Here is a 12,991-nt window from a genome sequence, read left to right on the forward strand (position 1 = left end):
CTTAGTGAACGAGCTTATTCCAGGCACTGCGTAGCTTTTCGCCCACGCTACGCTTTGCCTCTGTTTGCGCGCTCGCAGGTTCCGCCGGAGATTCATCTGTCATGGAGACCGGCTCCGCAGGCGTTCCAGGTTGTGCCGCTGTTGACCATGTTGAGACGTCGACTTTTAAGGATGTCTGCCATGACGCGGTCGCCATACTGACAGGCGTCTGCCCCCATTGTTCCTTGCGCCCCGTTTTGTCCAGCACGCCTCTTGCCACCAGCCATTGAAACAGCGCATTTTTTTCCGGGGATGCTTCAAGCCACTGCGGCTCCACCATGGTAAAGAGCGTGCGGTACAAGGTTTCCGCAGCCGCATACTCGGCCAGAAAATAATGCATTTCTGCTGCCTCCGCCACGGACTGCACCTTAAGCTCAACGTCACCATGGTCATGCTCAACACGAAGCGACATAATTTGCAGCAGCAATGCTTTCGCTTCCTGATATTTCTGCTGTGCTTTGTAAGTACAGGCCAGATTACGCATAACCTTGAGCCTGCCTGCATTCTCCGGCGCGAGCTTACCCTCCTGTACAGCGAGCCATTTCGCCCAGCAGGCGGCCGCCTCATCCAGACGATCCTGGCCCAGGTAGAGCATGCCGAGGTCATCAAGTAGCCGTAACATCACCGGGCTTTCAGGCCGACTCAGTTCAGACTGCGTGGTCAGCATCGCTTCATACAGCGGGATCGCCTTTTCATGGCGATCGTCTTCCATATAGAGGTTTGCCAGCGATTGTCGGGCAAATAGCAGCTCCGCCTGATTATCCGGCAGATGCTCAAGCAAAGGGATGGCTTCGCGCAGTTGCGATGCGGCGTCTTCAAGGCGCCCCAGAGAATGGTATAACTCCGCCATATAGAACAGCCCGGCAATGAAGTCAGGATGGCCCAATGATAACGATTTACGCCGGATGTCCATCATCTGCGTAAACAGCGGTTCGGCTTTATCGGCGTCGCCCTGACGATAATAGAGTTCTCCCAAATCGTTCAGACTTGTGGCGATATCGGGATGTTCCGGCGGCAAAACCGCCTTACGCAAGGCCAGCACTTCAAGCAAAACAGGTTCGGCTTCGTCGTAACGCATAAGCTCCATATAGAGCCCGCCAAGGCTGCGCTTTAAGCCAATGAGATGGGGATTGTCGCGGGCCTGCAGACGCGTTCTCACCGCCAGCGATTTACGCAGTAAAGACTCCGCCTGCTCATATTCTTCCAGTTGTTGATAACACTCCCCCAGACTCTGGGCGAGGTTGGCAAAATCGATACTGTTTTCGTTGCTCACCGCTTGCAGTGCTTCGCGCAATAGCGGCTCTGCTTTTTCCGGCTGGCCCAGTGCGCCGTAAATTCCGGCCAGGTTATTCAGCACGACGCCAATATCCGGGTGCCCTGCGGGCAACATCTTGCGCATCATTGCCAGCGCATCATGCAGCAGCGGTTCCGCTTTGTCATACTGCCCAAGCAGGCGATAGAAAAGCGCCAGGCTATTGATCGTCCCCATGGTGTTGATCACGTTAACGGGCGTGGCTTTGCGTACCAGAACAGCCGCCAGTTCACTCCAGCGCACACCAATCTGCCAGAATCCGCGTTGCAAAAACCAGGCGCTTACCGCGTTCATTGTGGGCGTAAACACCACCTCAGGGCGCCAGACATTCCAATTTTCCACCAGCGCATGTAATAACAGCGAAAGGGAGCTTCGCCCGGCGCCAAGTGAGAGCATCGCCTGCGAGGCCAGCTCCGGGTAGCTTTGCTGTAACGCGCAAAAAGCGTCGACATGCCCGAGGGTCTCCACCAGTTGCTCATAATTTTCCAGCGCCATCCATTGGTATGTGCGTTCGGCCACCGAAAACGCATCCCGTTGATTAAACCGGGCCACCAGCGCCCGCCGGGACGGGGACATCAACGGCGACAGCGCGGTCAGCGTTTGGGTAAAGATGGTATGGGTGATACGCAACCTGCCGTCTTCGTTCAGGCAAAACGGCGCGATACGCGCCAGCAAGCGCAGCAAGGTCTGGTCGGCCATTTTCAGGCCTGACTGGTGCAGATGCGGTGCCAGCAGGACGGCTAAATCACTGTGTGATACCCCTGCGCGGGAAGCGGCAATCAGCGTCGTCGCATGGCTGGCAAGGGAGTATCCCTCAGCGCGAAAATCCCGGTCGGTTTCATTTAACAGCGCCAGGAACAGTTGCCCCGCATCATCATAAGTGAGTAATGCGCTCACCCGTGCCGCCAGGGAGTCGTGATCCGCATGCAGGCGTAACTCTTCCATCACCAGACGCAAAAACAGCGCGTTACCGCAGGCGGGCGCGGCAACCAGTTGCCCGACTAACGTCTCCGGCAGCTTTTTACTGTACTGGCGCAAAAATAACGTTATGGCCTCGCGGCGATGCGCTTCGGTCAGTTCCGGGAAAGCCAGCGTCTGCCACGTGTCCGGTAGCGGTTCCGTTGAGGTCACCACCAGCAATGTGCCCGGTAAGAAGCGCAGGCCATTGAGGCGGCGCATCCCCGCCTCCTGAGGGGAGAACTGGTTAATGGCATCCAGCAGCAGAATGATGGGCTTGCCCATCTGCACCTGGGCGGCGCTCACGAGTTCCGCAAACGCCGCCCAGCGCGCGTCATCTTCGGTGGGAACGTCAAGCGTGGCGGGCAGATAAGGCGTAAGCACCTGTAGCACCCGCTCACGCCAGCTTTCCGGCGTGTTATCGCCGTCCGCGCCAACGAAATGGGCGATCACCAACGCCGTGTTAAAGGTTTCAGAGGCCACCAGGTCGGCCATAAACGCACTTTTCCCCCGCCCGGAATCGCCGACCAGCGCCAGCCGGTTCAGGGGATCGCGCGCCTGATCTCCATTTGGGAGCATGGCAGCAAGCATGTCCTGTGCCCATGTCTCAACCTGCTGTTTAAAAGCCGGCAATGGCACATAGTTCTCGCGCCGGGAAAGCGCATAGCATTGTTGCGCATGTAACCTGAGTTGCCGCTCATTCGGCACCTCATCAAGGGGGAAGTGGGTATCCAGTTCGGCAGTTAAGAAATCGAGGATCTGCTGACCAAATTCGCTGATCGCCTGGTAGCCATCAACACCGATGCACTCCGCGTGCGTCTCTCTGATTGCCCTTTTCAGGGCCGCAAGCTTGCCGCGGGCAGCTTCTGTGCTTTCATAGAACGTGGCCGACGCTTTCCCGGCAAGAGAGGCCGTTAAATCCGGATGGCGAAAATAGAGCTGGACCCGCTGCCTGCTGACCCCCTGCGCATCGTCCATAAACCCAAAGCGCATCTCCAGCTCGGTCACGCTGATACCTTCCGCCAGCGCCGCTTCGATACGTCGGGCATAGGGGTTTTCATCCTGCGCCGCCTGGTGCCAGTAATTTTCCAGATCGTGACGCTGTGGTACCCAACCGTAACGTTCGCCGATAAAGCCAATAAAGAACGGCGAAATGCCCAGCGCGCGGCAGCGGGCGATCTCTTCGAGGCAGATTTGCACCGTCTGGCCGTTGTGCGCATCCTCTTCGGTAATCCCCCAGCGCAGGTCAATCTCGCTAAATACCACCTGGCGTTCAAGACACTGCTGTCGAAACAGGGGAAAAACGCGGGTCAGTAATTCATGACGCTCGTTTTCCATATCCCGAAAGGTGGAAGACAAAAACAGGCGAATCTGGCGAGGCTGACTGGCTGACGTTGGCATTAGCGCTGTTCCATGTGGTTGGTCGGTAACATATTTATCCGTAACGACGAATAAGGTTCTGGGCCTGACGTTTCACCGAATCATTGACCCGTTCGGATGCCAGAATTTTCTCCAGCGTGGAGATACCCAAACCCGATCCATATTGGCCACCCGCCACCGCGCATCATCACCCAGCGGGCGATTTTGGGTACGCAGAACACCACGCGCATGTAAAAGGGAGCGTATTTTTGAATGCAGAGACAATAAAGCGATAGCGCTTAACGAGGATAAATCCCGTTCTGAACAATCTGACTTATCCATGTATTTATCTGGACCCCAATGTCACCGCTACAAGATGGGCTGTCAGCCTGGCATTTTGCCCTTTCTGACCGGGTTCGTCATCCCCCCAGAACTGGTCGAAACGCGCCTTCCTGAAAACAGGGATTGTTACCCGCCCGCTGTTATCTGACAATGACAAAATATAAAGGCAGCCGCGCAGGGAAAGCCGCAGATGAAAAAGTATTCTTACCCGTATTTGTTGACCCTCGCCATTGCCGTTGTGGCGGCGATTTTTGGCTTTTTCGCCTGGCGCAACATGATTTATCGCCCCACCTTCCTGTCCCATGCGGCGTTTCGATATATGGTGATGACCGCGCTTGCGATGACGGTTGTCGTCTGTTTTGCCCTACGAAAACGCTTTGCCGCCAATATCAGCACACGAACGGAATATCTCAAAGCCTGGTGCGGTATGGCCCTGGGGATGGTGTTCGTTTTTTCCGCGCTCTTCACCACGCTCACCTGGCTGCTGCCCGGCGTTGAATCGACCTATACCGCCCCTTATCGCTACAGCTCTGGCGGCTCACGAAGCTGCTCCGGGGCCAGCGTCTATGACCGCGATCTTGATGAAGAGATCCGCATCTGCGAGCCCTCCGGCAATCTCTATTCTGGTCGCACCCTGCGGGTAATAAAGCGGACCAACGCGTTGGGAATGGTGGTGATAGACGCCACCACACTTCCCTGAGGCTCCGTCTGTTGGCCTGAGAGAGCATCAGGCATATTTACCGTTAGTGACAAAATGGCAATGGGTAATGAAATATTGCGGGTTTCGCCGGAGCGCGACTGCGCGTAGCATGATGGCCTTCCCTGTGACCCGTGTCGGTGGCAGGGAAGCACGCAGGCTCGCCCTATTCTTCGACAACGTTATTCGATGTTACAGCGCAGGGAATGGAAGGATGTCATGTCTTTATCCCTGATAAAATCTCTCTCTGACACGTGGGAAAAACACAATGAAAAGCTGGCTTGTAGCGTTACTTAGCGCGGCACTGCTCTCTCCCCTGGCCGCATCGGCTGACAGCACTTACGTCTTCTTTCGTCACGGCGAGAAACCGGACAACAACAGCGGGCAACTTACCTGCAAAGGGTTAAACCGGGCGCTGAGTCTCCCCTCGGTGCTGCTCAAGCGCTACGGTAACCCGGACGCGCTGTATGCCTCAGCGCCGAAAGAGAAAAAAACCGGCAGCTCGTTGCGCCCGCTGACCACCATCACGCCGCTGGCGATTCAGGTATCCAAACCGGTGGTGCTGCGTTTCCATGCTGATGACACCAGCGAACTGGTTTCCGCACTGCTGGCGCAGCAAAACCAGCCGCTAACGTTTATTTCCTGGGAGCATAAAAATCTGGTCACCGCCGCAAAAACGCTGATTACCCAGACGGGTGGCGATGCGTCGCAGGTGCCTTCATGGCCGTCGGCGGACTTTGATTCGATTTATGTGGTTCAGCTTGACGCACAGCAGCATTTTAAATCTTTTACCAGGGATACCGAAGGGCTGGATGGCGTCTCCAGCCAGTGTTCTGCCCCGGCGCAATAATCGGTGTGAAAGGAAATAGCGAGGAGAAGGATAACCTCGTTATTCCTTTTAAAATGCTAACGTTTCTTTTATAGGAACAATAAAGTGCGATAAAAATGCGCGAAAGCAGAAGAGTAGTGCTATTAATAATTCTATTCAAAAACAAGAAGACAATTCGGGATACAACAGCGCATTATCTTTAAATCAGCGCATAAAAATGGCCCGTCTCCCGAGCCGAATAACAAAACGTTTATAAGTTTGATTTAGCTTAAGGTAGCGAAAATTTCGCGAGGAAAAATAGCGACCGAAATATACACCCGGAATATATCGAAAAATAAAGCAAAAAAAGAAAATCCCTTTTGCGACTTTAGCGTTGAGTCTTATCTGTATTCATAATGTAACCAGTAAAGACAGGGTGGTTAATTAATGCACAGAGCAATGCATAAATATATCGATACTTTCACTGATACCCTGCGCCTTTTCTTTTTTGGGTTTCTCTTTTTTTTCTGCCGCCCGGTACTGGCAGATGAGCCACACATTGCATTAAGCGAATATTTTATTGAAACCTGGTCGACAAAAGACGGCCTGCCACACAATAGCATCAACGCCATCGCACAGACCCGGGAAGGTTATTTATGGTTCGGCACCTGGGAAGGGTTCGCCCGCTACAACGGCAAAACCTTCCAGGTTTTCGAACGCGGCGGCGAAAGCGCCATGCCCGACTCCGGAACGCTGGCGTTTGTCGCCGGGCCAGACGGCAGCCTGCTGGTTGCAGGCGCGCGCGGCGGTCTCTCTTCCTGGAAAGATGGCATCTGGACGCCCTATGCTGCGGCACCGACCATGATTGGTTCCGCCATGCGCGACAGTAAAGGTAATCTGTGGGTGACCATGCCCGGAAAAGGCCTGTTAATGCGCCCCGCCAATGAAACCGGCGCAACGCGGGATGTGCATATTCTCGATAACGTCACCGCCAACAAAAGCGTGGAAGACGCGGACGGCACTATCTGGGCCGCAACAGACAACGGCCTGTATCAGGTGATCGACAATAAAGCGACCCCGGTGCCGCCAGCCAGCGGTTTGCCGCAAGTCCGCGCCTTTAGTTTGCTGGTAACAGACGATAACACTTTACTTGTGGGTACCGAAGCCGGCGTCTGGAAGCGCGTCGGTGAAGATTTTCAGCCGCTGCACCCGGAACTTACCAACGAAGTGGTCTCAACCATGATGCAGGATAAGCGTGGAGATATCTGGTTCGGCACCATTAACCACGGCATATTCCGCCTCAGTCCACAAGGGCTGGAACACCTGAATATTGATAATGGTATCGTTCATAACCGCGTGCAAAGCATCCTGGAAGATCGGGAACAAAGTATCTGGATTGGTACTAACTCGGGATTGATCCGCCTGCGTCGCGCGCCGTTTATCACCGTGAGCACCCGCCAGGGCCTGAACGGCGACTATGTTCGTACCGTGATGACGCACTCGGACGGCAGTATCCTGGTGGGCACCAGTACCGGGCTGAACCGCATTCGGAATGGGCGCGTCGAACAAATTAACTGGAATCAACACACGCAGCCATCGGTACTGAGCCTCGGCGAGGCCACGGATGGCAGCGTATGGGTCGGTACTTATACCGATGGTCTGCTGCACTGGAAAAATGGCCAATTAACCCCGGTATTACAGCAATCTAATGGCCTGCCCGGTAACGAGGTTCGCGCCATCCTCACCGATCACCAGCAGAACCTGTGGATCGGCACCGCCTCCGGTTTGAGCGTCTTACGCGCCGATGGCACGCTCCATACCTACTCGGCAGATGACGGTCTTCCTGCCAGCTTTATTATGGCGCTGCAGGAAGATGAACAGCAGCGCATTTGGGTGGGTACTGGCGTGGGGGTCTCCGTTTTTCATAACGGAAAATTTGAGCACATCGATATTTCCGCCATGGAGAATGCCGAATATGCCTTCGGCTTTTACAGCGAACCTGGCTATATGTGGATGACAACCGACCGGGGCTTGCTCCGTTATCGGAGCAGCGATGGCGCAATCGGTATGGTGGGGCGTAAAAACGGTCTGCCCATCGACAAACTGTTCCAGGTGATACCCGACAATATGGGGTATCTGTGGCTTAGCTCGAACCGCGGTATGATTAGGATAAGCAAAGCCGAAGCCGTGGATGTTATTGAGGGGCTTAAGCGGCAGATTGCCGTAACCACGTTCGGTGAAAGTGACGGCATGATCAGCGCGCAGGCCAATGGCGGCTCAATGCCTGCCGCCACGCGCGCCGGTGATGGCGGTATCTGGGTGGCGACCGCGCGCGGTGCGGTGATGGTTCACCCTGAACGATTAGGGGAATTTAGCAAGACACGGTTAGCTGCGGTGGTGGAGTCGGTTGAGAGTAACACCACGCCGCTCGACAATGACTATACCTTTCCTGCCGGAACAACACGCATCCGGATAAACTATTCCGGGCTGGGCTATGTTCTGCCGGAGCGTATTCGTTATCGTACCCGTCTGGAGGGTTTTGACCCGCAGTGGATCGATCGCGAAAACAATACGACAGCGGAATACACCAACCTGCCGCCGGGGAACTACCGCTTCAACGTTTCCGCCAGTTACCCCAACGGCGAGTGGAATGGCACGGACACGGTTATCAACCTGCGCATTAACCCGTTTTTCTGGCAGCGGCCCCTCTTTCAGGTGCTGTTAGTGCTGCTGTTTCTGTTGGCGCTGTTCATGGTCTTTCGCTGGCGTCTGAGGCAGGCGCGCCGTAACGAAGAGCGCCTGCGCACGCTGATTGCCGCCAAGACGCTGGCCTTACAGGAGCAGGCTGAGGAGTTTGAACGACAGGCCAAAGAGGATCAGTTGACCGGGCTGGCAAACCGCCGGGTCTTTGATAAACAACTGATGCTCGGCTTCGACGATGCCCGTGCGCATGATTATCCGCTGACGCTGGCAATCTTCGATATTGATCACTTTAAGCAGATAAATGACCGTTGGTCACATGTGGTGGGCGATAAGGTGCTGCAAAGTATCGGGGACCTGCTGCGTAATACACAGCAGGACGCCAGGCTGAGCGCCCGTTGGGGCGGTGAAGAGTTCACTCTGTTGTTTCCGCATATGCCGATAGCGCAGGCTACGGCGATTTGCGAATCACTGCGGGTTACCTTATCGCAGACGGATTATCGGCATATCGCCGAAGGGCTGCAGGTGACGGCGAGCTTCGGCCTGGCGGAGTCGTCCTCTGCCAGTGACAGCAACGCGTTAATTAAGCAGGCCGACCACGCGCTGTATATCGCCAAACAGACTGGCCGCAACAAAGTGGTTTGCTGGTCCGGCGAAGAAGAAAGCGCATCTGGTCATTTTCAGATTTAGGGTTATGGCGTATTCAACATCAAATGAAAACCCGGCAGCGTTATTTCCATATTGGGAATAACGCTGTGCGAAAGCACAATTGCAATGCAGAAAGACTATTCGCAAGAAGCATAAAATTCATTTTGATTATTCCCAAACCATGCCGAACATTTCTTTGCCGTATCCGGTACTTTTAATTCCAGTATTTTTTTCGTCCCCTTATAACGGCAAACAAGATAGAGCGGTAAGTTCATTTCCCGGCCATAATCCTGATAATTTTGCAGCGTCCACACCATATCATTCAGCGTGTCAGGCATTAACTCTCCCAACTTGTCCGGTGGCCCCTGAAAAAGGCTGACGTCATCCATCCTGTAAGAGGTATTCTTCACTGTCAGCAAATCAGGACATTGCATTTTTTCAGCGCTTGCCAAACCTGAAAACAGTAGCGCTACGTTTAACACTATCCCTTTACGTCTGGACATAATAACGACTTCCATTTTTCAGCAGAAATGCACATTGATAGCGGGTTTCTGAACAAAAACCGCGAATCCATACCTGTGCAGAGAGACGTTATTCGCAAGCAGCTATAAGCTTACGGTTCTTATCATAGGCAACGGAACATTTTTTGGCCGTGGCCGGTACAATCAACTCGACGCTCTGCTTCGTGTTCTTATAGTGGCATATAAAATAGAGCGACGTTTTATGCTCTTTCGCCTCATCCTGATAATCAGGCAGCGTCCATACCGTCTCCCGATCGTTATCCGGCATCAGTTCGACTAAATCTTTAGGCGGCCCCACGAACAAACTGGCATCGTTTAAGGCGTGTGTTTTATCTTGCTGCGTTGGATATTGCGGACAAACCGTTGTTGCCTGAGCCGCGCCAACAGACAACGATAATATTATTCCTGACATAAAGAACTTACACCATGGCATAGCTGTAGACTCCTTGAAAGATCGCAGATCCCCTGAACACAACCGCGCACTTTAGCATACTCGCCACAGTGTTTTTCCCGTATACGCCCAAGATCACTCACAGGTCGCTAATACAGCGTCTTTCTTGCCATAGTGGGCTGAGCATTTTTTTGCATCGGCAGGGACTTTAATTGTTACGGTTTTATCTGTCCCTTTATAACGGCAGACCAGGAATAAAGACGTATTATGTTCTTTCACATAGTCCTGATAATCTTTTAATGTCCATACCCACGCATCAAGCGTGTCTGGCATTAAATCCGCTTTCTCTTCGGGAGGCCCCATAAAGAGACTAACGTAATTCATTGAGTATGTCTTATTATTTTCCTTTAACGTCTCAGGGCAGTTTATTTTTTCGGCCTGGGCAATACCTGAAAACAAAAACATGCTGGTGCTTAATAATAATGCATTACTCCACGACATAATAGTTATCTCCATTGTTTTCAATGCGCGGCGTTTTTAAAAATTTAAGGTGCGTTCGCTGACTGGTTTGGGAGCAACAACCAGACGTCCCTGGCTATCGCGATTTCGCCCCACCCACTGATCCAGCACCTGTATGCCCGACGCATCCTGCCCAAGATAAATAGCGGCGTGGGAACGTCCGTCAGTATGGTTGCCATAGCGACCATCCGCATCAAACGTGGCAATCGCCGTACCGGGCGCAATGGTCATATTACCTTTAACTAATTCGCCCCGTTTCCATGCTACCGTGCGCGGCATATTGGCCGCTTTTTGTGTGTACGCCACACACTGACCATTACCTACAGACTGACCGACATACGCTAACGGTGTTTTTGCGATATATGCCATGGAGTTAACACCCGTAGAAGTTGAGTGATGACATTCTGCATCTAATGTAAAGATATGCAAATAGAGGACAAGGGCGGATTTTAAATTAAGAAAATTCCTGGCTAGCTGGAGTATGTATTATATATTTATCAACCGATTATTTGAAAAGCGCGCCGTAATTATTGGCCGCTGGAAATGAAGACTCTGAGCCTGCCCTCCCCTGATAAAGAGCTATTAATGGCAAGCTCAGCACCCCATGACGGGATTACAAATTAGATTTTTTATCCGCTTTCGCGGGCGCGTTCTGTTTTGTCGGCGCGCCTAACGTGTGCTTAAACCAGCCGACAACATGGTCAATCACCTGCGGCTGATACCAGTGAATATCGCCATGCTCCGCCCCCTCAACCAGGACATACTCGACGGTCTCTTTTTTCGCTTTCAACGCCTGATATAACTGCGCGCTTTGCTGAGGAGAAACCAGCGTATCCGCACTGCCGTGCATAATCAAAAACGGCGGTTCATGGCCGGTAATATGGCCCATCGGACTTGCGGCAAGCGCTTTTTTCGGGTCGCTGTCGATGGTTGCCCCGGCAAAGGTGCGAAATGCCGCGCCGTGGACCAGTAACGCTTCGGTCACCGCCGCTGAGCGATGCACCTGCTGTATCTGTTCCGGGAAACCTTCGCCTATATTGAGCAAATTCGAGATGCCATAAATCGTGGCCACACCCTGAACGTCAGATGACTGCTCGGGGTAATCCCCCTTGTCATACTCTTTTTCGCCGTTGGTCGTTCCCAGCATTTGCGCCAGCCATCCCCCGGCGGAATCACCCAACACGGCAATGCGGGCAGGATCGATGTTGTACTCTTTGGCGTGCGCTCTGAGGTAACGTACCGCCGTTTTCCCGTCGACCAATGGCGCGGGGAATTTATCCGGAATTACGCGGTATTCCGCGGCGGCAACCACATAACCTGCGTTCGCCAGCGCCATACGCATCGCGATGTATTTATCGTGATTGGCCGTCATAAAACCGCCGCCTGGGAAGTAGACAATGGCCGGTTTCAGGTCATTATTGCGCGGGACCAACAGCGACATCCTGAGCTGCCTGAGCGCCACGCCATCTTTGACCTGCGAGTAAATCACGTTGCTGAATAAATCGGTCTGATCCTGTGACGGCGTGAATTTCATTATCTTTGCGCCCTCGGTTGATCCGGGTAAGGTATCGGCAGCGGCAACCGCCTGTGAAATAGCGGACGATAACAGCATACAGCCCGCCAGAATAAGGGATGTTGATTTCATAATGTCCTTCTTGTGTAGGGGGATTTTTCCCGATCCTGACGCAGGATATCATTCGAATTAACCGATGAATAACGCAAGAAGTCGATGTAATTGATGCAGTAATCCGATGATTCGCACCACAAAATCTCTGGCGCGGGTGATGTCATCGGCAAGCGCGTAGCATACTGAACCAAACGCCATGCTTTCACGGGGCTAAAATTTCGCCATGAACGTGGCAAGTTATTTGAGGACTCCCTTAAGACCCTCTAACTGATATGATCAGCAGGAAAATTCTCCCGCCCCAAAAACACCGAAGGGAATGACTATGTCGTGGAGTAAGGAAATAATTTTAGGTTGCGCGGTTTTTCTTTTTTCCAGCGCTGTTTTTGCCGAAAAAATCAACTGCCCGCCTGTTTTACAGGATGGCAATAAAACATACCGAATGAATGTCGTTGATGTTTTCGTCGGGCCGCCAGAAGAAAGGGCGTCATTATTACCGGATACAGACGAAGAAATGGTATGGATACAGCAAAGATGGGTTTTACGCCTCTTGTGAATAAACCTGCGCATTGCAAGATATCGCCCGCTTAGCGGAACTGGCGATACGCCATAAACCATCCATAAGAGATGAACAGTAAATTGTTCATACTCCGCAGTGTTTCATCGCAAACAGAACGTTTACCACTCAATATTTAATCAGCGTTTAAATAAACGGTAGCCCCATAGCACCAGAGCAGCAATCACAGCAGCCAGAGCAGTCTTGATAAGCAACAGCGTGAAGGCGTAATTGTTCATTGCCTCTTCGCCGTCACCCGTAACAGAAATATGACGCATAAAAATATCGTTAACCCAACGATCAGGGATCAGAAAGAGCGCAGCGATCAGCACAACACTAAACAGGATAATTTTCATCTCACATCACCGAAAGTGGGAAAGGGGATTATGCGCCGCGGGATCATAGCACAAGCAAAACGCGTGACTTGCTCGCAGCATTGTATTCGGAAAATGCGCTGATGTGCGTGATAATGGTGGTGCGGATAAGCCAATACGTGGAAAATATATGCAGATTGCATT

At 52.8% G+C, this 12,991-nt stretch carries 11 protein-coding genes; 4 read left to right on the forward strand and 7 right to left on the reverse strand.

Annotated elements, in window-relative coordinates:
• Position 1: 1 nt before the first annotated feature.
• Entirely contained in the window at positions 2–3,709 is a 3,708-nt protein-coding gene (locus MRY16398_RS23015) for a tetratricopeptide repeat protein (RefSeq protein ID WP_125125246.1), read from the reverse strand.
• A 490-nt stretch (positions 3,710–4,199) separates the two neighbouring features.
• On the opposite strand from MRY16398_RS23015, the gene MRY16398_RS23020 reads away from it, so the two are divergent.
• The 3 genes from MRY16398_RS23020 to MRY16398_RS23030 all read left to right on the forward strand — a co-directional run bounded on the left by MRY16398_RS23020 (position 4,200) and on the right by MRY16398_RS23030 (position 8,904).
• A complete protein-coding gene (locus MRY16398_RS23020; protein ID WP_125125247.1) occupies positions 4,200–4,709 on the forward strand; it encodes a hypothetical protein in 510 nt (169 codons plus the stop codon).
• Positions 4,710–4,974: 265 nt separating this feature from the next.
• Positions 4,975–5,556, forward strand: a complete 582-nt coding sequence (locus MRY16398_RS23025; protein ID WP_041852603.1) for a histidine phosphatase family protein — start codon at positions 4,975–4,977, stop codon at positions 5,554–5,556.
• A 405-nt stretch (positions 5,557–5,961) separates the two neighbouring features.
• Positions 5,962–8,904 (forward strand): ligand-binding sensor domain-containing diguanylate cyclase, encoded by a 2,943-nt coding sequence (locus MRY16398_RS23030; RefSeq protein ID WP_125125248.1) that lies wholly within the window; start codon positions 5,962–5,964, stop codon positions 8,902–8,904.
• A gap of 95 nt (positions 8,905–8,999) precedes the next feature.
• Here MRY16398_RS23030 and MRY16398_RS23035 read toward each other — a convergent pair whose 3' ends face one another.
• From MRY16398_RS23035 to MRY16398_RS23055, 5 genes are all read right to left on the reverse strand, one after another.
• Entirely contained in the window at positions 9,000–9,365 is a 366-nt protein-coding gene (locus MRY16398_RS23035; protein WP_108702370.1) for an STY0301 family protein, read from the reverse strand.
• A gap of 88 nt (positions 9,366–9,453) precedes the next feature.
• Positions 9,454–9,816 carry an STY0301 family protein gene (locus MRY16398_RS23040; RefSeq protein WP_110295582.1) on the reverse strand — a complete coding sequence of 121 codons (363 nt, stop codon included), beginning with the start codon at positions 9,814–9,816 and terminating at the stop codon, positions 9,454–9,456.
• Between the two features lie 93 nt (positions 9,817–9,909).
• On the reverse strand, positions 9,910–10,275 hold the full coding sequence (locus MRY16398_RS23045) for an STY0301 family protein (RefSeq protein ID WP_110295581.1): 366 nt from the start codon (positions 10,273–10,275) through the stop codon (positions 9,910–9,912).
• A 36-nt stretch (positions 10,276–10,311) separates the two neighbouring features.
• Positions 10,312–10,662 carry a BPSL0067 family protein gene (locus MRY16398_RS23050; protein WP_232034357.1) on the reverse strand — a complete coding sequence of 117 codons (351 nt, stop codon included), beginning with the start codon at positions 10,660–10,662 and terminating at the stop codon, positions 10,312–10,314.
• A 244-nt stretch (positions 10,663–10,906) separates the two neighbouring features.
• Entirely contained in the window at positions 10,907–11,938 is a 1,032-nt protein-coding gene (locus MRY16398_RS23055) for an alpha/beta hydrolase (protein ID WP_125125249.1), read from the reverse strand.
• 304 nt (positions 11,939–12,242) lie between these two features.
• On the opposite strand from MRY16398_RS23055, the gene MRY16398_RS23060 reads away from it, so the two are divergent.
• Positions 12,243–12,473, forward strand: a complete 231-nt coding sequence (locus tag MRY16398_RS23060; RefSeq protein ID WP_178107417.1) for an STY0301 family protein — start codon at positions 12,243–12,245, stop codon at positions 12,471–12,473.
• A gap of 140 nt (positions 12,474–12,613) precedes the next feature.
• Here the strand turns inward: MRY16398_RS23060 and MRY16398_RS23065 are convergent, their stop codons facing one another.
• On the reverse strand, positions 12,614–12,829 hold the full coding sequence (locus tag MRY16398_RS23065) for a hypothetical protein (RefSeq protein WP_125125250.1): 216 nt from the start codon (positions 12,827–12,829) through the stop codon (positions 12,614–12,616).
• Positions 12,830–12,991 lie beyond the last annotated feature (162 nt).

Source organism: Phytobacter sp. MRY16-398 (assembly GCF_003925915.1).
GTDB classification, from domain to species: Bacteria; Pseudomonadota; Gammaproteobacteria; order Enterobacterales; family Enterobacteriaceae; genus Phytobacter; species Phytobacter diazotrophicus.

Bases quoted from the DNA above. Each gene is read 5' to 3' on its own strand.
- MRY16398_RS23060 (WP_178107417.1), top strand. From the start codon at position 12,243: ATGTCGTGGAGTAAGGAAATAATTTTAGGTTGCGCGGTTTTTCTTTTT.
- MRY16398_RS23020 (WP_125125247.1), top strand. From the start codon at position 4,200: ATGAAAAAGTATTCTTACCCGTATTTGTTGACCCTCGCCATTGCCGTT.
- MRY16398_RS23050 (WP_232034357.1), bottom strand. From the start codon at position 10,662: ATGGCATATATCGCAAAAACACCGTTAGCGTATGTCGGTCAGTCTGTA.
- MRY16398_RS23030 (WP_125125248.1), top strand. From the start codon at position 5,962: ATGCACAGAGCAATGCATAAATATATCGATACTTTCACTGATACCCTG.
- MRY16398_RS23035 (WP_108702370.1), bottom strand. From the start codon at position 9,365: ATGTCCAGACGTAAAGGGATAGTGTTAAACGTAGCGCTACTGTTTTCA.
- MRY16398_RS23065 (WP_125125250.1), bottom strand. From the start codon at position 12,829: ATGAAAATTATCCTGTTTAGTGTTGTGCTGATCGCTGCGCTCTTTCTG.
- MRY16398_RS23040 (WP_110295582.1), bottom strand. From the start codon at position 9,816: ATGCCATGGTGTAAGTTCTTTATGTCAGGAATAATATTATCGTTGTCT.
- MRY16398_RS23045 (WP_110295581.1), bottom strand. From the start codon at position 10,275: ATGTCGTGGAGTAATGCATTATTATTAAGCACCAGCATGTTTTTGTTT.
- MRY16398_RS23055 (WP_125125249.1), bottom strand. From the start codon at position 11,938: ATGAAATCAACATCCCTTATTCTGGCGGGCTGTATGCTGTTATCGTCC.
- MRY16398_RS23025 (WP_041852603.1), top strand. From the start codon at position 4,975: ATGAAAAGCTGGCTTGTAGCGTTACTTAGCGCGGCACTGCTCTCTCCC.
- MRY16398_RS23015 (WP_125125246.1), bottom strand. From the start codon at position 3,709: ATGCCAACGTCAGCCAGTCAGCCTCGCCAGATTCGCCTGTTTTTGTCT.